Here is a 22,881-nt window from a genome sequence, read left to right on the forward strand (position 1 = left end):
ATCCTTTGTGCTGGACCTCAACAATTGCGGCAACATGACCGGCTGCCTTGCAAGCTCCGCAATGCTGCCGCAACCCTTGTGGCGGACAGAGGGGCGAGCGAGACAATGGACGGGCGATGCGGATACTGCTGATAGAGGATGAGAGGGAGCTGGCCGAGGCGCTGTCGGCCGCACTCGGCAAACATGGGATCGTCACCGATCACACGATGCATCTGGCAGACGCCGTCGAGTTGACGCGGCAGAACCTCTACGATGCGATCCTGCTTGACCGGCGCCTGCCCGACGGAGAGGGGCTGAGCTTCATTCCGGAGCTCCGGCGGACGGGCAAGGATACGCCGATCATCGTGCTGACGGCGCTGAACGAACCGAGGCAGCGGGTGGAAGGGCTCGATCTCGGCGCTGACGACTATCTCGGCAAGCCGTTTCTGGTCGAGGAACTGATGGCGCGGCTGAGGGCCGTGCTGCGGCGATCGCCTGAACTGGCCGAACTCAAGATCACGGCCGGGCGGATGGTGATCGACCCGCTGCATCTGAGCGTCACCGTCGATGCGGTGCCGCTCGATCTGCCCCGGCGCGAACTTCTGGTGCTTGCGGCACTTGCAAGGCGCAAAGAGAAGACGGTGCTGCGCTCGACGCTGGAGGCGGCGGTTTATAACTACGAGGAGGAAATCCAGTCGAATGCGCTCGACGCGCATATTTCACGGTTGCGCAAGCGGCTGATCGATGCCGGCGCTGGCGTCGCGATCCACAATATCCGCGGCGTCGGCTATCTCATGAAGGAAGAATGATGCGCGAGGCGACCAAGTCGAACCTTTCACTCTGGTGGACGCTCAGCTGGCAGCTCAGTATCCTTTTCGTGGCTGTTGTTGCGACTGTCATCATCGGGCTTTGCATCTACGCCACCAGCATCCTCTCGCCCAATGAAGGAATGCAGGTTCAGCTGACTGCAGCCCTTGAGGAAGCTCTTACGCGTGACTCGCAGGGCAGGATCGCCATAGCTGATAGCCCGCGTCTCAGGTCGTTCAAGGCTGAGAACAACAGGCTCTGGTTTTTCGTCGCAACACCCAGTGGAGAAACGGCCTCCTACGGCGTAATACCGGCGCCCTATGCGGACCTAGCCCGGTACGTCTACCTCATCAAAGACGCCGACATACGAGGGGCGTCTGGTACGACCGAGGTCGCCTCCATCGACCGTGTCGATACTGCAGAAGGCGAGTACAGAGTGATGTACGGCGGAAACGCCAGCAGAAGCTCCGCATTCCTGGCAATACTCGGCAAAACCTACCTCATTTACACACCACTTTTGGCCATCGCTTTGCCCGGGGTTTTTCTAACGATCCCCCGCGTCGTAGCGCGCGCTCTGGCCGGCGTGAAGGATATAGCGAGCAAGGCATCGGAAATCGAATCCCGCCGGCAAGGAGCCCGATTGCCGGTGGATGGTATTCCCACGGAAATCGCACCATTGGTGATTGCTTTTAACGGAACGCTTGAGCGGCTTGAGAACGAGTTTAAGAAACGCCAGCGCTTCCTGCTCGACGCGGCGCATGAGCTTCGGACCCCGATCGCTATCATGCAGACGCGGATCGACGGCATGCCCGACGGGCGCGAGCGGCAGCGGCTGCTCGATGACGTGGCGCGACTCGCGCAAGCGGCCGAGCAACTGCTCGATTTCGAGCGCAACGATCAGGCGGCCGATCTCGACGAAATGGTTGATCTCGTCGAGATCGCCCGAATGACGGTTGCCGATCAGGCGCCGCTGGCGATTGCCGCCGGCTATCAGATTTCGTTTCAGAGCGAGGTCATGAGCCTGAAACGCAAGGGCAGCCCGTCGGCGCTACCGAGGGCGGTGAGCAACCTTGTGCGCAATGCCATCGACCATGGCGGCAACAGCGGCATGATCACGGTTTCTGTGTCGGGCTCACCCTCCGGCGGCGGTCGGATCACGGTCGCCGACGAAGGGCCGGGCATTCCGGCCGAACATCGGGAGTTGGTGTTCGAGCCGTTTTATCGCGTCACCCCGAAGAGCAGGGGCGCCGGCCTCGGCCTCAGCCTCGTCAAACAGGTCGCCGCAAATCACGGCGGCGAGGTCAGCATCGAGAGCAGCGCTGTCGGGACGCGGGTGGTGGTCGAACTCGCATAGGTCAGGTTTGCTTGAGCAGCATACGCCCTGGTTCTGACCAGGAAAGGCTCAGGGGAGCGATCTGTAATGTTGCGGCAATTGTCGACCGCCACTTTCGCCCGACACTAGAGCGCCGCGCGTCCGACAAGATGCGCCAAGGACGCTCTAGCGCTTTAAACCTGCGCATAATCCTTTCCGAAAATCGATTTCGATTTTCGGGGTTATGCGCTATCGGCGACGGAGGCCAGACAGCGTGCGCAGCAATCCATTCCCATTTTGCCTCCCACTGGCGTCGAGAGGCTTGGCCCTCGCTCTGCCGCTGGCGCTCGCCATGGCCGCGGCCGGCTGCAGCTCGGTGCCGCTGAAGGAGGCCGGCACGCTTTCTTCCTATGGTAATCTCGGCGCGCCGAAGGGCAAGCTGTCGAAATCACGCGTCTATGTCGATGGGACGCGCCTTAGCCCGGCAAAGACGGTCACCATCGTGCCGACGACCTTCGCTTTCAGCGCCGCGACCCGCGTCAAATCGAACGCCGACCGCGTGATGGTGGCGAACGCCCTGGACCGGGCGCTCTGCATTTCGCTCAGCGACAAATACCAACTGGTCTCTGCCGGCCAGCCGGCGGACCTGACAATCCGCTCGGTCGTCACCGACATTGTGCCGACCAACAAGGCGATGGCGGGTGTTTCGACCGTCGTGACTGTCGGCACCGGTTTCGTACTGCCCGTCAGCGTGCCCCGGCTGCCGGCCGGCCTTGGCGGACTGGCGGTCGAGGCGGAGGCCGTCGACAGCGGTGGCGTGCAGCGGGCGGCAATCGTCTGGTCGCGCGGGGCAAACTCGCTGCAGAACAACCCCCGTGTTTCCGAAGTCGGCGACGCCTATAGCCTGGCTTCGAAATTCAGCAGCGAGTTTTCCCGCATGCTGATCAAAGGCAGGGAGCCGAAGGGATTGGATATCTCGCTGCCCTCGGGGCAACGGATGAAATCCTGGCTCGGCGGAAAACCGAAATACGCCGCCTGCGACGCCTTCGGCCGGCCGCCCGGACTGATGGGGGCTGTGGCTGCCAAATACGGCGCGCCGCCGCAATGGACCGAGAAGAAGCCGAAACCGGCTGCGATCTATTGAGAGACGATGCGCGGCGGCGGTAGCCGATCCGCGACCAGCACTCAGCCAGCCCCAGGCTGACGGGACGGACGGAGCAAAGGCGGGCAAGGCTTGTGCTCCGTCCGTCTGGAAATCCGTCGCGATTCACGTCAGCCGGCGGTTCCCGGCTTCAGCCAGAAATACAGTTTGATCTGATCGGGCCTGTCGGAGGGATGCGGGCCGTGCATGAACAATTCGCCGCCGTTGCGCTCGATCACGCGCCGCGAGGCGTCGTTGTCCTCGTTGCAGAGGATGACGAGGCGGTCGAGGCCTTCCTTCGATGCCACGGCCATCAGGAGGCTGAGGGCAGTAGTCGCGTGGCCATTGCCCTGTTTCCACGGCACGACGGAATATCCCACATGGCCCGAGACTTCCGGCGGCAGCTCTTCGGTGCCGGCTTGAAAGCGCAGGCTGATGCTGCCGCAGAATTCGCCATCCCAGATCCAGAACAGACGGGTGGTGAGAGGCGGCGATCCGGAACCGGTGCATCGCCTGCCATCAGGAATGAGATTGCCGAGAAACCTTGATCTGTCCTGGCGCAGCCGCTGAAACTCACCGTAAACATAGGCTTCATCGCCCGCGCGGCGCGGATCGGGAGACCAGCCGGCGGCGAGTGCCGCCTCGAAGCCCGACAGGTTTTCCAGATCCGGCGGCAGCAGGATGACGGGGCCGACGGGCTTTGCTGTTTCTACCGATGTCATTTCGCCCCTAGGTTCACGTCGCCCAACTAAGCGGGTCGACCAATCTTGGCCGCGCAGACAAGCACGGCCGACCGGCGATTGGAAGCAACGGGCTTTCGGCCATCAAAAAAGCCCCGCATCTTCATGCGAGGCTTGCTCTGATGGATGGACCGGATTAGCGGCACTGGCGGCGCGGCCCGTAGTTTGGCTGGTAGGTATTGTCATAGGCGCGGTATGACCGGTAGCGGCTATAGCAGTATTCCGCATGCGAAGAACCATAGGCACGTGCGCGCGGCTGCGAAGCGATGATGCCGCCGAGGAGGGCACCGGCTGCCAGGCCGCCGATTATGGCACCGTTATTGTCATATCGGTTGTCATATCGGCGATACCGGCGATCCCCGCCATAGCGGTCGTCACGGTCGTAGCGGCGCTCGCGGTAGCTTCGGCGGTCGCGGTCACGGTCGTTGTCGCGATCGCGGTTGCGGTAGGACCTGCGGTTATCGCCGTCGCGCGAGCAGACGATGGAGTATGGGTTGCAGGCGACGGACATGATCTGGGCATCGCTATTTTGAGGCGCCGACTGGGCCGATAGCATCGGGCTTGGCACGAAGGCCGGGGCTGCCGAGGCAGGCACTCCCGAGAAGGCCGTCGCTATCGACAGGGCAATGATGCCGAATTTGTTCATTTCACTCACCTTGGGTCAACGGATTTATCGGGGGGATAACGCGGGGGAAGGGAATAGGTTTCATTTTGGGATAGGGAGGGGTTATGTATGTGCGTATCTGCTAACGTACCATGCTTTCATACATATAGAGCTGGTCGATAGGGGCAAGGCGATTTGCTGGACGGCGTGACAGTCTACGGTGTCGCTGGTAAAGCCGCGTAACGGGTTTTCGGGTATCAAAAAGCCTCGCATCTTCATGCGAGGCTTGCTCTTATGGACGGGCCGGCTAGCGGCACTGGCGGCGTGGGCCGTAGTTCGGCTGGTAGGTATTGTCATAGGCGCGGTATGACCGGTAGCGGCTATAGCAATACTCCGCATGCGAACCAGAACTATAGGCACGTGCGCGCGGCTGCGAAGCGATGATGCCACCGATGATGGCGCCGGCCGCCAAGCCGCCAATGATGGCGCCGGTGTTGTCGTGGCGGCGGTACCGGCGATCGTAGCGGCGATCCCAGCCATAGCGGTCGTCGCGGTAATAGTTCCGGTCGCGATAGTTATGGCGGTTGCGATACCACCTGCGATTATTGCCGAACTGACCCGGGCAGTTCGTGAAGTTGTTGCAGCCAATGGTCATGATGCGTGCATCGGTGCTTTGAGACGTCGGCTGCGCCGATTGCACCGGGCTCGGCACGAAAGCCGGCCCTGCCGAGGCCGGCATTCCGGAGAAGGCCGTCGCTATCGACAGGGCAATGATGGCGAATCTGTTCATTTCACTCACCTTGGGTAAACGGATGTATCGAGGGGATAACGCAGGGGCAGGGAATAGGTTTCATTTTGGGATGGAATGAGGCGGTGTATGCGCGTGGGTGCTAACATAATAGGCCTGTGCACCACTACCAGACGGCAGGAACCGACCGGTCCTAAAACGCTGCACAGCTTCGCCACCGCCAATGGGCGGGAATGTCTGAGAAGATCGCACCGACGACGCGGCGCAGACGAACTTTACTCTTATCGAAGCTCAATGTCGGACGGCTCGTTCGGGGGCCGGTATGTGCGTCGAAAGCGCGACAGCAATCTCTCTTGAAATCATAGAGCGGTTTCTGGTGTTCAATATTAAAACGGCGGTCAACCTCATGTGTAACGAAGTATTAACTTCGTTTGGTAACCAGATATTAAGACTTTCCTTGAGCTGTTTTGCTGTTTCTGTTTTCGTGCGCCGGAAAATACTCTGAGGTAAGGGGCTTCCACATGGCGCAACCGACGCAATACATCATCATGGAGCCGCTGGGTGGCATGACCGATCTCGACTCCATACGCATGAGGCTTGCCGAGGTCGGGCTGGCCCGCGAGGCGTTCTCCCTGGATTCGGATGCAGGCCGACTCAGGCTGACCTTCTGGGAGCCGGATCGAATTGAGGCATTGCGCATATTGGCGCGGCTGGATCATTCCAATCCATGATGATCGGGCACCCTCCGGGAAGAGAGAAACGTGACGTGCGCGATCGGCAGAGAATAATTTTGAAGGGGAGCAAAGACAAAATGACAACGATCAGTTTCCGACGTCCCAAGCCATCGGTGTGGAGCCGCGTGGTCGAAGCGCTTCGTGCGCTGTTTTTCGCTGGCGTATCCGGAGAATGGCATTGGCACGGCGATGTCATGCGTCGCCGGCTTTCCGACGGCACGATAGTGACCAGAGAGCCGACTCCGGGGGAGATTTACAACAGGGACAGAGGTCTGGCTTCGTAGGGCCTTCCCCGCGGCGCGCTTTTCACCCTGCCACCATCTCCCGCTACCATCGCCCTCTCATCGAGGGCACGATCACCAATGGCAGAACTGACGCCGAGGCAGCGCCTGTTTGTGGCGGAATATCTGAAGGATTTGAATGCGAAGCACGCGGCGGTGCGGACGGGGTATAGCGGAAAGTCGCGTGCCAATGGCAACCGCTTGATGGTGAATGAGGCTGTGCGGGCGGAGATTGAGAGAGCCTTAGCGCCACGTCTTTGCCGAGACGGAGACTTCCGCCGAGTGCGTGCTTGTCGCCATTGCCGACATCGCGTTTGGTGATGTCCGTGACGTGTTCGATGACAAGAGGGCGCAGAAGGCGCCTTCGGAGTGGGATGAGCGGACGGCGGCAATCGTTGTGGGGCTGGAGATCGGCACCTCGGCCAGGGGCAAGGGGGAGGTGGTGCATGTGGCGAAGATCAAGCGGGCGGACCGGTTGCGGGCGCTGGAAAGGCGGTGTCGGACTCGCAGCTAGCTCGACGTCTCAAGCTATCAGGCTCACCTTCCGCCGGCCAGCAATCGAAGCTGGTTCTCGTCATGCACACCCTGGCGGTAAAGCTCGATGATGAGGGCGCCCAGACGGTCGGCCTCCTTGCCCGATCTGTCGATCTTTAGCCCGCTACACAGAGCCTCGTGCACACGCCTGCACACATCGAGGTCCTCTGAGGCGAGCGGTTCGTCACGCGTGCTGAACAGCTTGTCTGACATCGCAATCTGCCCTTTTTGGATGCCGTGAATCGCTTTCGTGAAAAAAGATAATTTCGCGATCTTTGCTCTGCAAGATGGGCGAAGGTCCGAAATTCAAAAACAATCTGGGCACGCACGGGAAGATGCGGGCGAGGGCTTCAGGGCATGGATATGAGACCGATCGGTCTGGTGACCGGATAGTGCGAGGGTGAGATCTACTTGGTTGAGGGGTCTTTGGCGCCTTGCTGCGACAGGCGCAGCTCTTTCAGCCGCTTGGTTTTTTCCCGGCGGGCCCGCTGCTCCGCCTCGATGGCTTCCTTGGCGGCGCGCTCGGTGTTTTCGAAACGATCCTGCCGGTAAGCCTTTGATGAGGGTTCACGTTCTCTTTTCATGGCCGCTAAACGCAAATCGGCGAAAACGGTTTCATGGGAAAATGAGTCACTGGCCGTCAATCGATCGACGTGGCCCGGTGGCCTGGGTGTGGGTCGGCAAACCATACCGGCTACCGGGCGCCTGATCGGCGCCCGGCTACATCACGGATCAGCCTTTGATGAAGGCGAGGATGTCGGGGTTTATAATGTCGGCATGGGTGGTGCACATGCCATGCGGGAATTTCTCGTAGACCTTCAGCGTGGCGTTCTGCAGGAGCTTGGACGAGAGCAGGGCGGAGTCGGCGATCGGCACGATCTGGTCGTCATCGCCGTGCATGACGAAGGTCGGCACGGTGATGATCTTCAGGTCTTCTGTGAAGTCGGTTTCCGAAAAGGCCTTGATGCCGTCGTAATGCGCCTTGGCGCCGCCGATCATGCCCTGACGCCACCAATTGTTGATGATCGGCTCTGACACCTTCGCGCCGGGGCGGTTGAAGCTGTAGAACGGGCCGGCCGGCAGGTCACGATAGAATTGCGAGCGGTTGGCGGCGAGCTGCTTGCGCAGGTCGTCGAAGACTTCGATCGGCAGGCCGCCGGGATTGGCATCCGTCTTCACCATGAGGGGCGGCACGGCGCCGATGATCACCAGCTTGGCGACGCGGCCCTGCGGCTGGCCGTGGCGGGCGACGTAATGGGTCGCTTCGCCACCGCCGGTGGAATGGCCGACATGGACGGTGTTCCTGAGATCGAGATGCTCGACGACGGCTGCGGCATCGGCGGCGTAGTGATCCATGTCGTGACCGTCGCCCACCTGGGTCGAGCGGCCATGGCCGCGCCGGTCATGAGCAACGACCCGGTAGCCCTTCTCAAGGAAGTACAGCATCTGGGCGTCCCAGTCGTCGGAGCATAGCGGCCAGCCGTGATGGAACATGATCGGCTGGGCGCTCTTCGACCCCCAATCCTTGTAGAAGATCTCGACGCCGTCCTTGGTGGTAACCGTGCTCATCTTTTGGCTCCGTTGGTTGGGGTTGGTTGGATTAATGCGGTCAGAAGTTTGCGCCGTTGCCGGCAGAATTGGCAAGGCCACGAGCGCCGTTGCGCCGGAGGCTAGGGGCAAGAAGGTCGCGCCTGATCAACCGGCTCGGTATGTTGATGTGCTTATTGAATGCCTCTTTCTATTCTGTTGATATGACAGAAGTTTGTACGTCTCCGCGAGATGGGTGTAGCACCCGCCCATTTCGCATGACGCGAGGGGGCTGGGTGATCCTCGCCTGGCTGCTTCGCGCTGCGAACATTCTTTAAATCCACGGTATCTCGGCTGTCGGCCACCTCAAGCTGGTTCGTCATGGGCGAGGCGAACGTCTGTAATGAGCCATCTTTTTAATATTCGTACAATATATCCGTCCGGGTAGTTCAATATATCTGTCCGGGGTAGGTGTGTTCCCGTTCTGGCGCCGCGTGCATGCCGCTGCCGGCGCTCACTTGAACGCGGTTCATCGCCCAACCATCTAATCCTCATACAACAGCACCATGGCGAACCGTCGCAATAGCGACCGCTTCGCCGGCGGCGGGACGGCCGTTACTGCCGCCTGAGGATCAAATCATGGGTTACATGGATAAGGACATAGCGCCTCAGAATGATGGGGCGCTGATCGATGCCTATTCGCAATCGATCGCAGCAGCTGTCGATACGGTCGGGCCGGCAGTCAGCCGGATCGAGAGGGTAGGTGGCCGGCAGGGGCATGGTTCGGGCTTCGCTATTTCGCCTGACGGCCTGATCATCACCAACAGCCACGTCGTCGACGACGCCAAGGCCGTTCGCATCACCACGCCCGATGGCTTCGTCACCGAGGGTCGGGTGCTCGGCCGGGATGTGGATACCGATATCGCCCTCATTCGCGCCAATACAAGCACCGGCGCCTGGGCGAAGCTCGGAGACTCCCAGCGTCTGCGCAGGGGGCATATCGCAATCGCGATCGGAAACCCACTCGGCTTCGAATGGACTGTTACCGCCGGTATCGTCTCGGCGCTCGGCCGGTCGATGCGGGCTGCCAGCGGCCGGCCGATGGAGGATGTCATCCAGACCGATGCGGCGCTCAATCCCGGCAACTCGGGCGGGCCGCTGGTGTCTTCGGGCGGGGAGGTGATTGGCGTCAACACCGCCGTCATCCAGGGGGCGCAGAGCATCGCCTTTGCAGTGGCGTCGAATACGGCCAACTTCGTGGTTTCGGAGATTCTTCGCTATGGCCAGGTCAGGCGCGCCTTCATCGGCATAGCAGGCGATACGATCGTGCTGCCGCGCCGGGTGGCGCTTGCGGCGGGCACGGTGCAGACGACCTCCGTTCGCATCCGGCGCGTCGAGCCGGAGGGGCCGGCGGCAAAGGGAGGGCTGCAGGAGGGCGATTATATCCTCGCCATCGACGGCAGCCCGGTCGGCGGCGTCGACGACATCGTCCGATTGATGGATGGCAGCAGGATCGGCAGGGATACGGAAATCCTGATGTTTTCGGTGGCGGGTCGGATCGAGAAGAAGATCTTGCTGCCGATGGCGCGCTCATGACGCCGCGCTTCGGCGCCATGACAATACATCACCTTACGTCAGGCGCTGACGGCTTCCTGATCCGTCCCCGAAAAATCCACTGCCGCAAAGGCCGCCGCCAACACTTCCGGCCCGGCGCCACTTTTCGCCGCGTCGGTCGAAAGGATCTGGCGGTAGCGCCTTGCGCCGGGCAAGCCGGTGAAGAGGCCGACCATGTGGCGGGCCACGTGCTGCAGCCGGCCGCCGCTGGCGATGTGGCGTTCGGCATAGGCCATCATCCGGTTACAGAGCGCCTCCCAATCCGGTTCGGCCGCAGGCGCACCAAAGAAGCGCTGGTCGATGTCGGCAAGGATCGCGGCATTCTGATAGGCGGCGCGGCCAAGCATGACGCCGTCGACATGTTCGAGATGGACGGCGGCTTCGTCGAGCGTGCGGATACCGCCGTTGATGCCGATGAAGACATCGGGCCAGCGCTGCTTCATCCGATAGACGATCTCGTAGTCGAGCGGCGGGATCTCGCGGTTTTCTTTGGGGCTCAGGCCCTTCAGCCAGGCCTTGCGCGCATGGATCCAGATCGCATCGGCGCCGGCATCTAGAACGCGGGTGATCAGCTCCGGCAGCGCCTGTTCCGGCTCCTGCTCGTCGACGCCGATCCGGCATTTCACCGTCACCGGCACGGTCGCAACCCTCTTCATTGCCGCGATGCATTCGGCCACCGTTTCCGGCGTCAACATCAGGCAGGCGCCGAAGGTGCCGGACTGCACCCGGTCGGAAGGGCAGCCGACGTTGAGGTTGATCTCGTCATAACCGTAGGGCTCGGCGATCTTCACCGCCTCGGCAAGCTTTGCCGGGTCCGATCCGCCGAGCTGCAGCGCCAGCGGATGCTCGGCAGCGTCATGGCCGAGCAGCCGATCGCGTGGGCCATGGATGATCGCATCCGCCACCACCATCTCGGTATAGAGCAGCGCCTCGCGACTGATCTGCCGGTGGAAATAACGGCAATGCCGATCCGTCCAATCGATCATCGGGGCGACCGCAAAAATCGGCCTCTTCTGCGTCATCGACGTTCCATTGTTCCTTGTTACCGGGGGCCGCAGCGCGGCGCCGTCACCCCGCATGGGGCGGGCATCCATAAAGCGCGCATATAACACTTGCCAATGCGATCGACAAATGACAGCCGCACCACAAACAGAAACGGCGCCCCTTGCGGAGCGCCGTTCATGCCGCCGAAGCGATGTCTAACTTACGAAGCCGAGATGTTGACAGCCTTCGGGCCCTTGCCCATGCGGTCCGGCTCGGTGTCGAAGGTAACCTGCTGGCCTTCGCGCAGCGACTGGATGCCAGAAGCCTGCAGCGCAGAGATATGGACGAAAACGTCCTTTGCGCCGCCGTCCGGCGTGATGAAACCAAAACCCTTGTCCTGGTTGAAGAATTTTACGGTGCCCTTGGTGGCCATTGGGATCGTCCTTTTCCCTTAGTCTGTGTAGTATCCGCGCCCCCGAGAGGAAGCGGACGGCTTTAGCTTTCGCCCCGATCGATTGGGACGAAGGGTCAGTCGGAGAAGTCACGTACGGGGAAAGAACGTCTACGTAGGCGGGTAGTCCCGCGCCGCCTTCCAAACGGAAGGGATTACCACATCAGTCCAGTCACCGGCATGCAAATGCCCGAGTAGGTCAATTCGTGCCAGCATTTCGGGCAAAAAGCAAGCGGGATTATTGTGGCATGCCCGCATCGATACCGGGAAATGCCGAAGATTCAGATACTTGACGATGGGTTAACGGATTCTTGCACGCCTGTGCCATGTCGGGATTCCGTGCCGAAACGGGATGAGCGGCAGATTCGATAGCCGGACACGGATTTCGGGGGCGGTCGGGGCGCGGGCACACCGATCAGTCTTCGTGGTATGGTGAGGAACGGAGCAATTGATGCAGTGAAATCGATTGCAGCGGCAAACGCAGGGAGCGAGGGGCGGGTGGCTGGGCCGCCCGCCTACTGCGCATCACCCAGCAACGCGCTCAAGCTCCAAGGATTATCCCCCTTCTGGTTGGCGATGTCGTCGACCTTCCAGCCGCCGTGTTCGCGCACCAAGGTGTAGAAGAGCGTCACCTCTTCGCCGTTTTCGAACTCCACCTCCACCTCGGCCTTGTCATCCAGCAGGATCGGTTGGCCGATCCTGACGTCGCTGGCGGCGCCGTCCTGGCCTGCGATGACGGGATCGAAGTCGATCGCGCCGACATCGCCTTCCGGCGTGTTGTCGAGATCGGTCTGGAGAATCTTGTTCAGGTGGTCAGAGAAGAAGGTCGAATAGGGCGATGGCGCCTCGGCGTCGCTGTTGTCGGTGTCGTAGCTATAGAGCGCCTTGAGCAGCGCCTTCGGCGTCTTGTAGGTCTGCGCCGATGCCGGCAAGGCTGCGACCGCCGACACGGCGAGGGCGAGGATGAATGTGGGCAGGCGCATGCGGGCTCTCCTCGATGAGCGGTGATTCATAGCGGAATCGGGCGCTGAGGTGGAGCGGCATTTTAGGGGCGGGTTGTCAGGATCTGCCGTGGTCATCGGCCCCGTTCCAATGACCACGCCCCACGCTTGTTTGTGACAGGCGCCCGGGCGAGACTTCCAAATCAAGCTGGGGAGGGTGAGATGAAATGCATCGTCGGATTCTTCATGACCAAGCCTGGAAAGCGCCATGCCTATCTGGCCGCGGCGCAGAACCATCTCGAACAGAGCCGGCTCGACCCGGATTGTCTCTATATCGAGCTGGTGCCGATGCCCGAGCATCCCGACAAGATCCTGCTGGCAGAGGCCTTCACCAGCGAGGAAGCGCATCGCCGGCACGAGGATACGGACCACATGCGCGAGTTATGGGCCGTCGGCCCGACGCTGCTGTCGCATGTCGTTATCGACAATGTGATTTCCGCTCAGGTGGAGCATATCGACGAGCGGTTTGACTGATGCGTGCCTGATGTCGCGCGGCCACCCATCGGTGGGGCTTGCACGACTGCAAGTCCCACCTCGGTGCCCGGCAATTCTGTCGCGGCTAAATCAACGCCTCATGCGACAAGCTCGAAACCGACAGCTCGAAGACGTCCTTCACGGCCAGCGTGAAATCGTGGCTGGTGACGTTTCCGGCCGCGTCGTAGGCTTCGGCGGTGAAGGTCAGGCTGTGGGTGCTTTCGTAGTCGATCGCCGCCTTCGTCTGGATCTTGTTGCCGACGAGCTTGAAGATGCCGTCGGCATCGTCCGTCAGCCGCCATTTCACTGTGTCGCCTTCCGGATCCTTCGCCGTGAGCAGGCCGACGGAGGTGCCGATCGCGACATTCTCGGAGACCGAGCTGCGCGAGAAGGCGAGATTGGTCGGCGCCTTGTTGACGGGGGCCTCGTTGACGTCGAGCACGTTGATCGTGATGTCCTTCTGGACGGTGACCTTGCCGTCGGAGACAGCGACCCTAATCGTGTGCGACGTCGTCGTCTCGTAGTCCAAGGCCTTCGAGGTGACGATGCGATTGCCCTTTATCCGGAAATGATCGTCGGCGGCGTCGAGCAGCGTGTAGGTGAGGGCGTCGCCGTCGGCGTCGCGCGCGCTTAGCAGGCCGACCGTGGTCCAGATCGGCGTGTCTTCGGAGACCGCAGTTTTCGAAAGCTGAATATTGGTCGGCGCTTTGTTGGCGGGCGTAAAGGTTTCCGTAGCGAAATCATAGATGCCATCGGCAAAACGGGCAGATTCGACGTCGATCAAGATATCCTTGCCTTCCAGGGCGCTGGTCAGAACATGGCTGCCATTGTTGATCGCGAAGGAATAGCTGGCGAAATCGCCGGAGAAAACGGCCATGTCGAGGCCCGCGCCGCCGTCGAAAATGTCGTTGCCGTGGGTGCTCGTAAACTCGTCGTCTCCGCCGCCGGTCTTGACGTCAATGCCAGAGACATTGCCGGCAATAACAGCACCGAGATCCCCCAGTTCGTCGGAAAGATCGAGGTGGGCGCCGTCCGTTAATGACAACAAGACGGCATAGTTGTCGGTGGAATTGTTCGCGAAGACGATCTTGTCGAAGCTTTCGAACTGCGTGGACGAACCGGCGATCACGTAGCCATACGTTTCAAAGATTTCAACGTTCTTGATCGTTAGGCCCGTTAGCGTAGGAGCACGCAGGATATCAATCCCGGTACCGCCATCAATCGCTCCGGACAGCACGCCACCGGATGTCTGCACGATTATGGCGTCGTTACCCTCGCCCGCATCGATGTCTAAGACTTCCGGGTAAACGCCGAAAGATTCACCATCGAAGATCGAATCGTTGCCTGCTCCACCCCTTATGACATCCTTCCCGAAACCGCCGTTGATTTGGTCGTTACCTTCACCGCCGGTCAGCGCGTCATCTCCACCATAGCCATCGAGGATGTCATCGCCGGCGCGGGCATCGAAAACATCATTGCCATCGGTACCTGATAATTGATCATTGCCCGCATCCGTCGTCACATCGATGCTGGTAACCGCCGCATAGATTTGGACTCCGCTAGTACCTAATTTGCCGGAAAGGTCGGCATGTGCGCTGCCCGACAGCCGCAAGACGATGTCAGAGTTGCTGTTCTGGGCAACAATCTTGTCGAAGTTGTCAAATTGTGCGGCCGATCCTGTAACTCCGAGTTCCCCAGACTCGAGAACCTCGAAATTCTTGATCGTCAGACCAGTAAGAAAGCTGGCTCGCAGCGTGTCGACACCGTCGCCGCCGTCGTTGGTTCCGGACACGCTGGCGTTGATGCTGTTTGATAAACTCACGGTGTCATTGCCAACGCCCGCGTCAATGTCGAAGACCTCAGGGTTAACAGAATAATAAAAGCCATCCTCTATCGTGTCGTCGCCCGCGCCGCCACGGATGATATCGTCTCCAAGGCGGCCAAAAAGCTGGTCGCTACCCTCGCCACCAAAAAGGGCGTCATTTCCATCGCCACCGTCGATCAAATCGTCTCCGGCTCCACCACTCAGAGTGTCTGCGCCGGCACGACCGGAAATGGCGTCGTTGCCGCCGCCTGTTGTGATCGTATTGGCACTGTCCGAGCCGAACACGTCTGCCGAGACCGAACCCAACTCGTCAGCAAGGTCTGCCGTGCTGGAGTCGGAGACTGACAGAGTGATCCTTGCGAGGGGACTGGTGGCGGAGTAGCGGATGACGTCATACGCTTCGAATTCAGCGCCAGTCTTGGTAACAGGCCCGCCGTACACGTTCAGAATATTCAAAGCCATATTTTAACTTTCCAGAAGATGCATTGCGCTCTGCCAGAACGGGTGGTGTCTTTTCTTCCGTTCCTGGTGGTGCTCGTTTAAGCGGGCGCGCCGACGCTTTCTGCCGGAGCGCCTAATTTTTCCGAGCCATTGCGGGACGTAGGTCTGCTTCGAGCAATGGCGGTGTTGCGGCTAAATCAACGCCTCATGCGACAAGCTCGAAACCCACGGCTCGAAGACGTCCTTTACTGCCACCGTGAAATCGTGGCTGGTGACGTTTCCGGCCGCGTCATAGGCTTCGGCGGTGAAGGTCAGGCTGTGGGTGCTTTCGTAGTCGATCGCAGCCTTGGTCTGGATCTTGTTGCCGACGAGCTTGAAGACGCCGTCGGCATCATCGGTCAGCCGCCATTTCACCGTGTCGCCTTCCGGATCGCGTGCCGACAGCAGGCCGACCGAGGTGCCGATCGCGATATTCTCGGAGACCGAGCTGCGCGAGAAGGCGAGATTGGTCGGCGCCTTGTTGACGGGGGCCTCGTTGACGTCGAGCACGTTGATCGTGATGTCCTTTTCGACCGTGACCTTGCCATCCGAAACAGCGACCTTGATCGTGTGTGACTTGGCGGTCTCGTAGTCCAGCGCCTTCGAGGTGACGATGCGGTTGCCATTGATCCGGAAGTGGTCGTTGGCTCCGTCGATCAGCGTATAGGTGAGCGCGTCACCATCGGCGTCCTTGGCGCTGAGCAGGCCGACCGTGGTCCAGATCGGTGTGCTCTCCAACAGGGAAGTTTTCGAGAGCTGTATATTGGTGGGCGCGCTGTTGCTGCCGTCGGGCGTGAACTTTCCCTTGGCGAAATCGTAGACGCCGTCGGCAAAACGGGCGAATTCAACATCGGTCAGCGTATCCTTGCCCTCCAGGGCGCTCGTCAGGATGTGGCTGCCATTGTTCAATGCGAAGGTGTATTTGGCGAAATTGCCTGAGAAGACCGCCGTATCGATGCCCGCACCGCCCAAAAGCACGTCGTTGCCGGCGCCGCCTTCGAACCTGTCATTGCCGCCGGTTCCGAAGAAATAGTCGTCGCCGCCGCCGGTCTTGACGTCGATGCCGAAGGCGGTGCCGAAGATGTCTACGTGGCGGCTGGCCAGTTCGTCGGAGAGGTCGGCATGGGCGCTGTCCGTCAACGTCAGTGCGAGGACATCGTTCTCATAGCCCGGCATTTCGTATTTGACGATCTTGTCGAAGCTTTCGAACTGGGCGGCCGAAGCAAGAACCTCGGCTCCCGCCGTTTCAAGAATTTCGACGTTCTTGATCGTCAGGCCGGCAAGCCCGATGAATTCCATGCTGGGGCCCAAGGTCGGCTCGATGACGCGCAGCGTATCCGTGCCGGCGCCGCCGTCGATCACTCCGGAAATCGCGGAAGAGTGTGTCCGCAAGGTGATCGCATCGTTGCCTTCGCCGGCGTCGATATCGAAGGTCTCGGGAGTGGTGGAAACATTGTCGCCGTCGAAGATTGCGTCGTTGCCCGCACCGCCGGTCAGCTTGTCATTGCCGCCATTGCCAGAGATCGTGTCGTTGCCGGTGCCGCCGTCCAAAATGTCATTGCCAGCGGCACCGTGTAGATAGTCGTTGCCGCCGCCGGTCTTGACGTCGATACTGGAGTCCGTGCCGCCGATGGTGACCGAATTGTTTGCCAGTTCGTCGGAAAGATCGAGATGGCTGCCGTCCGTCAATCTCAGGGAGATGGGAAACTGATCGGTCGGACCGGTCGAGCTGATGATCTTGTCGAAGCTTTCGAACTGAGCGGACGATCCTTTAGTCTCGATCGCCGACGCGCTGAGGATTTCAAAGTTCTTAATCGTCAGGCCCGTCATATCATTGGCTTTTAGCGTGTCGATGCCGGAGCCGCCATCGACTGTTCCGGACATCTGATGACCGAAGAGGCCCTTGACCAGGGTCACGCCGTCGTCGCCAGTGCCAGCATCGATATTGAAGACCTCAGCGACGTTAGCAAAACTATCGCCATCGCTGATCGAGTCGTTACCCGCACCGCCCCTGATGACGTCATTGCCGAGACGGCCGGAGAGCCCGTCATTCCCGTCTCCGCCATCTAAAGTGTCATTGCCAGCGGTACCGCCCAAGAGGTCGTCGCCGCTACCCGTCGTCACGTCCATGCTGGAGCCGCTGCCGACGATTTGGACCTTACGGCTTCCCAACTCGTCGGAAAGATCGAGATGGGCGCCGTCCGTCACTTGCATGAGGATGATATTGGCCGGATTGTCCGTGTTTGTGATCTTGTCGAAGCTTTCGAATTGCGCCGCCGAGCCAATCGCCCATGTTCCCGTATCAAGGATTTCGAAGTTCTTGATCGTCAGGCCCGTCAGAAGACCGGCCTGCAGTTTGTCAGTGCCGGCACCGCCATCGACCGTTCCGGAATCGGCGATGCTGTCATAGTTCTGCAAGATCACGGTGTCATTGCCATCGCCGGCATCAATGTCGAAGGCTTCGGAGCCAATGCCACTGAAAAATTGGCCATCCATAATCTTGTCGTTGCCGGCGCCGCCCCTGATGACGTCGTTTCCGTAGCCGCCATCGATGGTGTCGTTGCCAGCTCCGCCGGTCAACCGGTCATTTCCTGCATTGCCGTCGATGACGTCGTCACCGGCGCCTCCATCCAGGATGTCATTTCCGCTGAGCCCGATGAGATGGTCCCGGGTGCCGCCGGTGGTGACGTCGATGCTGGTAGTGTCCTTGTCAGGAGAGATGTAGACCACGCTGGGCCCGATCTCCTGCGAGAGATCGACATGGGCGCCGTCAGTCAACCGCAAGGTGATCGTAGGAGTGAAGCCGGGACCGAGGTTGGGGGTGATAATCTTCTCGAAGCTTTCGAACTGCGCGGACGATCCGGTAACTTCCAATCCTTGCGTGTCAAGGATTTCGAAGCTTTTGAGCGTCAGGCCGGTCAAATTGGTGGCTTGCAGCGTGTCGACACCGGGACCGCCATCGACTTTGCCCGAGGGTGTACTGCCGACCTCCTGCAACAACGACACGGTGTCCTTGCCCTCACCTGCATCGATATTGAAGACTCCGGTCGTAGAACCTTCATCGACAATCCAATCGTCGCCTGCGCCACCCTTGATGACGTCATTGCCGGCGCCGCCGAAGAGATTGTCGTTGCCGTCACCACCATTTAGTACGTCGTCGCCAGCTTCGCCTTTGATCAGGTCGTCGCCAACGCCGCCGCTCAGCGTGTCTGCACCATCACCACCCGAGATGGTGTCATTGCCTGCGCCCGTCGTGATCGTGTTGTCACCGCTTGAGCCTGTCACGTTCGCGGAGACCGAGCCCAGTTCGTCGGCCAGATCTGCCACGCCGGAATCGGAGACGACCAGAGTGACGGCGGCGAGGGGAGTAGCTTCGGAGTGGCGGATAACGTCGTATGCTTCGAACTCAGCGCCGGTCCTGGTAAGCGTCGTGCCGTTCGTGTCCAGAATATTCAAGGCCATGTTAAACTTTCCAGAAGATACGTTGGATTCTGCAAGAACGGATTGTGTCTTTTCTGCCGTTCCGGGTGGAGAAGGTTCGTGTCGGAGGCGGCAGTCACCTTCATTGGAAAGCGGCGACCGCAGGTTGGAACTCGGGGCAGTGGCAGCGCCGGGTGCTCGTTTAGGCAGGCACGCGGGCGCATTCTGCGCTTGTCGCGGGACGCATTTCTGCGTCCCGCGACAAGGTCGTTGCTAGATGAGCGCGTCGTGCAGCAGGCTCGAAACCGACGGCTCGAAGACGTCCTTCACGGCAAGCGTGAAATCGTGGCTGGTGACGTTTCCGGCCGCGTCGTAGGCTTCGGCGGTGAAGGTCAGGCTATGGGTGTTTTCGAAATCGATCGCCGCCTTGGTCTGGATCTTGTTGCCGACGAGTTTGAAGATGCCGTCCGCATCATCCGTCAGCCGCCATTTTACCGTGCCGCCTTCCGGATCGCGCGCCGAGAGAAGGCCGACCGAGGTGCCGATCACGATATTCTCGGAGACCGAGCTGCGCGAGAAGGCGAGATTGGTCGGCGCCTTGTTAACAGGGGCTTCGTTGACGTCGAGGACGTTGATCGTGATGTCCTTTTCGACCGTGACCGTGCCATCGGAGACAGCCACCTTGATCGTGTGCGACTTGTCCGTCTCGTAGTCCAGCGCCTTCGAGGTGACGATGCGGTCGCCCTTTATCCGGAAGTGATCGTTCGCCCCGTCGATCAGCGTATAGGTGAGCGCGTCGCCATCGGCGTCCTTGGCGCTGAGCAGGCCGACCGTGGTCCAGATCGGCGTGTCCTCGGAGAGGGCGGTTTTCGAGAGCTGGATGTTGGTCGGCGCGTTATTGGTGCTCGTGAAGGTTCCCGTGGCGAATTCATAGACGCCGTTGGCAAAACGGGCGAATTCGACGTCGGTCAGGATATCCTCACCGTCCTGCCCGCTCAGGCTTATCACGACGTGGGATTCGTTGTCGTAGCGGTAGCCGAGCATATAGTCGGCGAACTTCGCGGAGAAGACCGCCGTGTCGGTGCCGGCGCCGCCATCGATGATGTCGTAGCCGCCGCCGCCCTCGAAAATGTCGTTGCCGTCGGTGCCCGTAAACTCGTCGTCGCCGTCGCCGGCTTTGACGTCAATGCTGGAGCCATAGCCGGTGATAAAAGCTCCGTGGCCTCCCAGCTCATCGGAAAGATCGAGGTGGGCGCTGTCCGTTATTGCCAGTGAGGGGCGAGAAACAACGTCGAACGGATTGATCGAGCCGACGATGCTATCAAAGCTTTCGAACTGCGCGCTCGAACCGGCAACCTGAAATCTTGCAGTGTCAAGGACTTCGAAGTTCTCGATCGTCAGACCTCTTAGATCGGGGGCTTGCAGCGTATCGAACCCATCACCGCCATTGACTGTTCCGGAGACCAGTGGAGCGAATGGCTGCACGATGACGACATCGTTTCCGTCGCCGGCGTCGATGTCCAAGACTTCCGGCACGAGCCCGAGATCCGGAGAGAAGTTGCCAACATCACCGTCGATGATCGTATCGTTGCCGGCGCCGCCTTTAATGACATCATTCCCGCCGTCGCCGAAGATCTGGTCATTGCCGGTGCTGCCATTCAGCGTGTCATTGCCAGATCCTCCATGGAGATGATCGTTTCCGGCGCCGCCGTTCAGTGTGTCTGCGCCGTCACGGCCCGAGATGATGTCGTTGCCTGCGCCTGTCGTGAGCGTATCGTCGCCGCTCGAGCCCGTCACATTTGCGGAGCCCGAACCCAGTTCGTCGGAAAGGTCTACCGTCCCGGAGTCCGAGATGACCAGGGTGGCCGCGACGAGAGGATTGATTTCGGAGTGGCGAATGACGTCGTAAGCTTCGAATTCGGTGCCGGTCTTGGTAATCGTGGCGCCGCTCGTCTCTAGGATATTCAAAGGGTTACCTGGCTCGGTACTGTCGACGGTGAAAGTTCCGGTGGCGAAATCGTAGACACCATCGGCAAAGCGCGCGAATTCGACGTCCGTCAGCGTATCCGTACCTTCGAGCGAGCTCGTGACGACATGCCTGCCATTTTCCAATGCAAGGGAATGGTCGGAAAAATTACCGGCGAAAACAGCCGTGTCGGTGCCGTCGCCACCATCGAGCTCGTCGTCGCCGTCGCCGCCGGTCAATTTGTCATTGCCGCCCCTGCCGTCGAAAATGTCGTTGCCGCCGCTGCCGTCGAAAATGTCGTTGACGTCGCTGCCCGCAAATACGTCGTCACCGTCGCCGGTCTTGACGTCAACGCCGGAGGGATTGTTCCAGCCCCAGATATGAGCTCGGCGGTCCGCCAGCTCGTCGGAAAGATCGAGGTGGGCGCTGTCCGTCAACTCCAAAATAGCGGAAAAATTGAAGACCGGATCGGTCGACCCGATGATCTTGTCAAAACTCTCGAACTGCGCGCTCGAACCGCTAACGGTAGATCCTTCCGTATTAAGTACTTCAATATACTTGATCGTCAGACCGTTGAGCGACGAGGTTTGCAGCGTATCGATTCCGGCACCGCCATCGACTGTTCCTGAAATCAGTGGATTGTATCTCTCCACGACTATGGAATCGTCGCCGTCACCGGCGTCGATGTCGGTGAGTTGCTGCTGGTCACCCGTTCCCGGCCAGGGGATGCCACCGTCAAAAATTGTATCGTTACCGGCGCCGCCGATCAATTTGTCGTCGCCGCTACCACCACTGATCACATCGTCGCCGGCGCCGCCGTTCAGCGTGTCATTGCCGTCGCTGCCTGAGATGGTGTCGTTGCCCGCGCCCGTCGTGATCGCATTGCCGTAGTAAGAGCCAATCACGTTTGCAGAGACCGAGCCCAGCTCGTCGGCCAGATCCGCCACGGACGAATCGGAAACAGTGAGGGAGACAGGTGCGGAAGGGCTGGCGGCAGAGTCGCGGATAACATCGTAAGCTTCGAACTCAGCGCCGGTCTTGGTAATTGTGGCGCCGTTCGTGTCCAGAATATTCAAGGTCATATATATATATATCTTTCCCCAAAAGATGCTTTGTACTCGGCAATATGAGACATCCCCGAAAGAACTGTTTTATTGCTCGGCGGACGACAACCCCTCGGGGATCTATGCCAATCCCCGGTCAAGTTTTCAATGCAAAATTGTGTCTTTTCATTGCTTTTTTAATGAAAAACTAAGAATGAAATACTGGGAAAGGAATTTTAATTTGAGAACTCAAAGACATATTTTGGTTTCGTAAATAATATTATCTTTCATTTTCGGTTGGGATGCTCTCGCGAAAATTGTGTTTTCAGCGGGTTCTTCGATAATGCTGCGCCGCGCGACCATTCGCGCCACTATCGCAGGTTGGTGTTGGCTTCGACTGGTTCCGGCTTCCCGCGCGGGACGCCTCACACGAGGTTGATGATCCCTGCCTTGGTCGGCCTGAAACCGCAGGCGCGGTAGAAGCCGGTCAGGTGCGGTTCGAAATCGACATGCAGCCACTCTGCGCCGCGCTCGCGGGCGAGGCTCGTCGCTTGCCGAACCAGCCGCGTCGCGATGCCTTGCCTTCGCATGTCGGGATGCACTGAGGTATCGAGGATGAAGGCATGGATGCCTCCATCCCAGGCGACATTGACGAAGCCGACGAGACGGTCGTCCTGATAGGCGCCGATATGAGCGAGGCTGCGGGAGAGGATGGGGGTGAAGTCGCGGTTGTGCGGGCTGCCCCAGGCGGCGGAAAAGAGCGCGTTAAGTTCCGCGGCGGAGGGGAAGGGGTCGATGCGCAGGTCCAGCATGGGCGGTTCCCTTCCTTCAGCGGGCATGGAGGTCTTCCGGATCAAAGGGCGGGGGACGTCACGGGCTCATTCCGTCACAGTGACGAGCCGGCCGTCGCGCCGCTCGAAAATCCTGTCGGAGAGAAAATCGACGCCGCGGTGTTTCGCCATGTCGATCAGCTGGCGGGCCGTGATCAGCGCGGAGGGCGCCTTTCGGTCGATCACGGCCACCTCGTCGGGCTGGCGCAGGATCAGCAAGGCGCCATCCGGGAAATTCTTGTCCACCATCGCCCAGAATCCATCCGTCAGCACGATGGCCGGCGTCAGCGGCGGGTTGTCGTCGATCCGGTAGGCGATCATGTGATCGTTGACCCGCTCTTCCTGGAGTTTCGACATTTCCCGCAGAATATTCCTCTGTGCCGCCT

21 protein-coding genes and 1 pseudogene are annotated in these 22,881 nt (G+C 60.1%); 8 read left to right on the forward strand and 14 right to left on the reverse strand.

Annotated elements, in window-relative coordinates; genetic code table 11:
* Window positions 1–116 precede the first annotated feature (116 nt).
* The 3 genes from HX899_RS21040 to HX899_RS21050 all read left to right on the forward strand — a co-directional run bounded on the left by HX899_RS21040 (window position 117) and on the right by HX899_RS21050 (window position 3,242).
* On the forward strand, window positions 117–788 hold the full coding sequence (locus tag HX899_RS21040) for a response regulator transcription factor (protein ID WP_003560396.1): 672 nt from the start codon (window positions 117–119) through the stop codon (window positions 786–788).
* Entirely contained in the window at window positions 788–2,140 is a 1,353-nt protein-coding gene (locus HX899_RS21045) for a HAMP domain-containing sensor histidine kinase (RefSeq protein WP_181293305.1), read from the forward strand. Before HX899_RS21040 ends, HX899_RS21045 begins: the two co-directional genes overlap by 1 nt.
* A gap of 202 nt (window positions 2,141–2,342) precedes the next feature.
* A complete protein-coding gene (locus HX899_RS21050) occupies window positions 2,343–3,242 on the forward strand; it encodes a DUF3313 domain-containing protein (protein WP_181293306.1) in 900 nt (299 codons plus the stop codon).
* Between the two features lie 128 nt (window positions 3,243–3,370).
* Here HX899_RS21050 and HX899_RS21055 read toward each other — a convergent pair whose 3' ends face one another.
* The 3 genes from HX899_RS21055 to HX899_RS21065 form a co-directional block, all read right to left on the reverse strand.
* Window positions 3,371–3,961, reverse strand: a complete 591-nt coding sequence (locus HX899_RS21055; RefSeq protein ID WP_181293307.1) for a GNAT family N-acetyltransferase — start codon at window positions 3,959–3,961, stop codon at window positions 3,371–3,373.
* A gap of 154 nt (window positions 3,962–4,115) precedes the next feature.
* Window positions 4,116–4,625: a BA14K family protein gene (locus HX899_RS21060; RefSeq protein ID WP_171600330.1), complete on the reverse strand. Its 510-nt coding sequence runs from the start codon at window positions 4,623–4,625 to the stop codon at window positions 4,116–4,118.
* A 265-nt stretch (window positions 4,626–4,890) separates the two neighbouring features.
* Entirely contained in the window at window positions 4,891–5,373 is a 483-nt protein-coding gene (locus HX899_RS21065; RefSeq protein ID WP_138329025.1) for a BA14K family protein, read from the reverse strand.
* A 479-nt stretch (window positions 5,374–5,852) separates the two neighbouring features.
* On the opposite strand from HX899_RS21065, the gene HX899_RS21070 reads away from it, so the two are divergent.
* The 3 genes and pseudogenes from HX899_RS21070 to HX899_RS21080 form a co-directional block, all read left to right on the forward strand.
* Complete coding sequence (locus tag HX899_RS21070) at window positions 5,853–6,062, forward strand: hypothetical protein (protein WP_138329026.1); 210 nt, start codon at window positions 5,853–5,855, stop codon at window positions 6,060–6,062.
* Between the two features lie 365 nt (window positions 6,063–6,427).
* Window positions 6,428–6,667, forward strand: a complete 240-nt coding sequence (locus HX899_RS35680; RefSeq protein WP_181293308.1) for a terminase small subunit — start codon at window positions 6,428–6,430, stop codon at window positions 6,665–6,667.
* Window positions 6,621–6,860 (forward strand): annotated as a pseudogene (locus HX899_RS21080) (hypothetical protein); the annotation flags it as partial. The gene HX899_RS35680 and the pseudogene HX899_RS21080, both read left to right, overlap by 47 nt.
* Window positions 6,861–6,883: 23 nt before the next feature.
* On the opposite strand, the gene HX899_RS21085 reads toward HX899_RS21080, so the two are convergent.
* From HX899_RS21085 to HX899_RS21095, 3 genes are all read right to left on the reverse strand, one after another.
* Window positions 6,884–7,093: a hypothetical protein gene (locus tag HX899_RS21085; protein ID WP_003540810.1), complete on the reverse strand. Its 210-nt coding sequence runs from the start codon at window positions 7,091–7,093 to the stop codon at window positions 6,884–6,886.
* Between the two features lie 194 nt (window positions 7,094–7,287).
* Window positions 7,288–7,569, reverse strand: a complete 282-nt coding sequence (locus HX899_RS21090) for a hypothetical protein (RefSeq protein ID WP_181293310.1) — start codon at window positions 7,567–7,569, stop codon at window positions 7,288–7,290.
* A 43-nt stretch (window positions 7,570–7,612) separates the two neighbouring features.
* Window positions 7,613–8,449 carry an alpha/beta fold hydrolase gene (locus HX899_RS21095; protein ID WP_181293311.1) on the reverse strand — a complete coding sequence of 279 codons (837 nt, stop codon included), beginning with the start codon at window positions 8,447–8,449 and terminating at the stop codon, window positions 7,613–7,615.
* A gap of 597 nt (window positions 8,450–9,046) precedes the next feature.
* Between HX899_RS21095 and HX899_RS21100 the strand changes: the two genes are divergently transcribed.
* Complete coding sequence (locus HX899_RS21100; RefSeq protein ID WP_181293312.1) at window positions 9,047–10,003, forward strand: S1C family serine protease; 957 nt, start codon at window positions 9,047–9,049, stop codon at window positions 10,001–10,003.
* A gap of 38 nt (window positions 10,004–10,041) precedes the next feature.
* Here the strand turns inward: HX899_RS21100 and dusA are convergent, their stop codons facing one another.
* The 3 genes from dusA to HX899_RS21115 all read right to left on the reverse strand — a co-directional run bounded on the left by dusA (window position 10,042) and on the right by HX899_RS21115 (window position 12,439).
* Window positions 10,042–11,043, reverse strand: coding sequence for a tRNA dihydrouridine(20/20a) synthase DusA (gene dusA, locus HX899_RS21105; RefSeq protein ID WP_181293313.1), 1,002 nt, complete (start codon window positions 11,041–11,043; stop codon window positions 10,042–10,044).
* A 182-nt stretch (window positions 11,044–11,225) separates the two neighbouring features.
* Window positions 11,226–11,438, reverse strand: a complete 213-nt coding sequence (locus tag HX899_RS21110) for a cold-shock protein (protein ID WP_003540801.1) — start codon at window positions 11,436–11,438, stop codon at window positions 11,226–11,228.
* A gap of 533 nt (window positions 11,439–11,971) precedes the next feature.
* Entirely contained in the window at window positions 11,972–12,439 is a 468-nt protein-coding gene (locus HX899_RS21115) for a DUF3828 domain-containing protein (protein ID WP_138329031.1), read from the reverse strand.
* A gap of 180 nt (window positions 12,440–12,619) precedes the next feature.
* On the opposite strand from HX899_RS21115, the gene HX899_RS21120 reads away from it, so the two are divergent.
* Window positions 12,620–12,931, forward strand: a complete 312-nt coding sequence (locus HX899_RS21120) for a putative quinol monooxygenase (protein WP_011652481.1) — start codon at window positions 12,620–12,622, stop codon at window positions 12,929–12,931.
* Between the two features lie 85 nt (window positions 12,932–13,016).
* On the opposite strand, the gene HX899_RS21125 is transcribed toward HX899_RS21120, so the two are convergent.
* The 5 genes from HX899_RS21125 to HX899_RS21145 form a co-directional block, all read right to left on the reverse strand.
* The gene (locus tag HX899_RS21125) at window positions 13,017–15,218 is read right to left on the reverse strand and encodes a cadherin domain-containing protein (RefSeq protein WP_181293314.1); all 2,202 of its coding nucleotides are present in this window, start codon (window positions 15,216–15,218) and stop codon (window positions 13,017–13,019) included.
* A 171-nt stretch (window positions 15,219–15,389) separates the two neighbouring features.
* Window positions 15,390–18,698, reverse strand: a complete 3,309-nt coding sequence (locus HX899_RS21130; RefSeq protein ID WP_181293315.1) for a metal-binding protein — start codon at window positions 18,696–18,698, stop codon at window positions 15,390–15,392.
* Window positions 18,699–18,929: 231 nt separating this feature from the next.
* On the reverse strand, window positions 18,930–21,704 hold the full coding sequence (locus tag HX899_RS21135; protein ID WP_181293316.1) for a metal-binding protein: 2,775 nt from the start codon (window positions 21,702–21,704) through the stop codon (window positions 18,930–18,932).
* 386 nt (window positions 21,705–22,090) lie between these two features.
* Window positions 22,091–22,477, reverse strand: coding sequence for a GNAT family N-acetyltransferase (locus HX899_RS21140; protein WP_180193940.1), 387 nt, complete (start codon window positions 22,475–22,477; stop codon window positions 22,091–22,093).
* 66 nt (window positions 22,478–22,543) lie between these two features.
* Window positions 22,544–22,852, reverse strand: a complete 309-nt coding sequence (locus HX899_RS21145) for a hypothetical protein (RefSeq protein ID WP_246697155.1) — start codon at window positions 22,850–22,852, stop codon at window positions 22,544–22,546.
* Window positions 22,853–22,881 lie beyond the last annotated feature (29 nt).

It is taken from the genome of Rhizobium sp. WYCCWR 11146 (assembly GCF_013591995.1).
Taxonomy (GTDB): Bacteria; Pseudomonadota; Alphaproteobacteria; order Rhizobiales; family Rhizobiaceae; genus Rhizobium; species Rhizobium indicum.

Bases quoted from the DNA above. Each gene is read 5' to 3' on its own strand.
- HX899_RS21115 (WP_138329031.1), bottom strand. From the start codon at position 12,439: ATGCGCCTGCCCACATTCATCCTCGCCCTCGCCGTGTCGGCGGTCGCA.
- HX899_RS21135 (WP_181293316.1), bottom strand. From the start codon at position 21,704: ATGACCTTGAATATTCTGGACACGAACGGCGCCACAATTACCAAGACC.
- HX899_RS21130 (WP_181293315.1), bottom strand. From the start codon at position 18,698: ATGGCCTTGAATATTCTGGACACGAACGGCACGACGCTTACCAGGACC.
- HX899_RS21055 (WP_181293307.1), bottom strand. From the start codon at position 3,961: ATGACATCGGTAGAAACAGCAAAGCCCGTCGGCCCCGTCATCCTGCTG.
- HX899_RS21060 (WP_171600330.1), bottom strand. From the start codon at position 4,625: ATGAACAAATTCGGCATCATTGCCCTGTCGATAGCGACGGCCTTCTCG.
- dusA (WP_181293313.1), bottom strand. From the start codon at position 11,043: ATGACGCAGAAGAGGCCGATTTTTGCGGTCGCCCCGATGATCGATTGG.
- HX899_RS35680 (WP_181293308.1), top strand. From the start codon at position 6,428: ATGGCAGAACTGACGCCGAGGCAGCGCCTGTTTGTGGCGGAATATCTG.
- HX899_RS21040 (WP_003560396.1), top strand. From the start codon at position 117: ATGCGGATACTGCTGATAGAGGATGAGAGGGAGCTGGCCGAGGCGCTG.
- HX899_RS21045 (WP_181293305.1), top strand. From the start codon at position 788: ATGCGCGAGGCGACCAAGTCGAACCTTTCACTCTGGTGGACGCTCAGC.
- HX899_RS21090 (WP_181293310.1), bottom strand. From the start codon at position 7,569: ATGGTTTGCCGACCCACACCCAGGCCACCGGGCCACGTCGATCGATTG.
- HX899_RS21070 (WP_138329026.1), top strand. From the start codon at position 5,853: ATGGCGCAACCGACGCAATACATCATCATGGAGCCGCTGGGTGGCATG.
- HX899_RS21120 (WP_011652481.1), top strand. From the start codon at position 12,620: ATGAAATGCATCGTCGGATTCTTCATGACCAAGCCTGGAAAGCGCCAT.
- HX899_RS21100 (WP_181293312.1), top strand. From the start codon at position 9,047: ATGGGTTACATGGATAAGGACATAGCGCCTCAGAATGATGGGGCGCTG.
- HX899_RS21050 (WP_181293306.1), top strand. From the start codon at position 2,343: ATGCGCTATCGGCGACGGAGGCCAGACAGCGTGCGCAGCAATCCATTC.
- HX899_RS21140 (WP_180193940.1), bottom strand. From the start codon at position 22,477: ATGCTGGACCTGCGCATCGACCCCTTCCCCTCCGCCGCGGAACTTAAC.
- HX899_RS21065 (WP_138329025.1), bottom strand. From the start codon at position 5,373: ATGAACAGATTCGCCATCATTGCCCTGTCGATAGCGACGGCCTTCTCC.
- HX899_RS21095 (WP_181293311.1), bottom strand. From the start codon at position 8,449: ATGAGCACGGTTACCACCAAGGACGGCGTCGAGATCTTCTACAAGGAT.
- HX899_RS21110 (WP_003540801.1), bottom strand. From the start codon at position 11,438: ATGGCCACCAAGGGCACCGTAAAATTCTTCAACCAGGACAAGGGTTTT.
- HX899_RS21085 (WP_003540810.1), bottom strand. From the start codon at position 7,093: ATGTCAGACAAGCTGTTCAGCACGCGTGACGAACCGCTCGCCTCAGAG.
- HX899_RS21125 (WP_181293314.1), bottom strand. From the start codon at position 15,218: ATGGCTTTGAATATTCTGAACGTGTACGGCGGGCCTGTTACCAAGACT.
- HX899_RS21145 (WP_246697155.1), bottom strand. From the start codon at position 22,852: ATGTCGAAACTCCAGGAAGAGCGGGTCAACGATCACATGATCGCCTAC.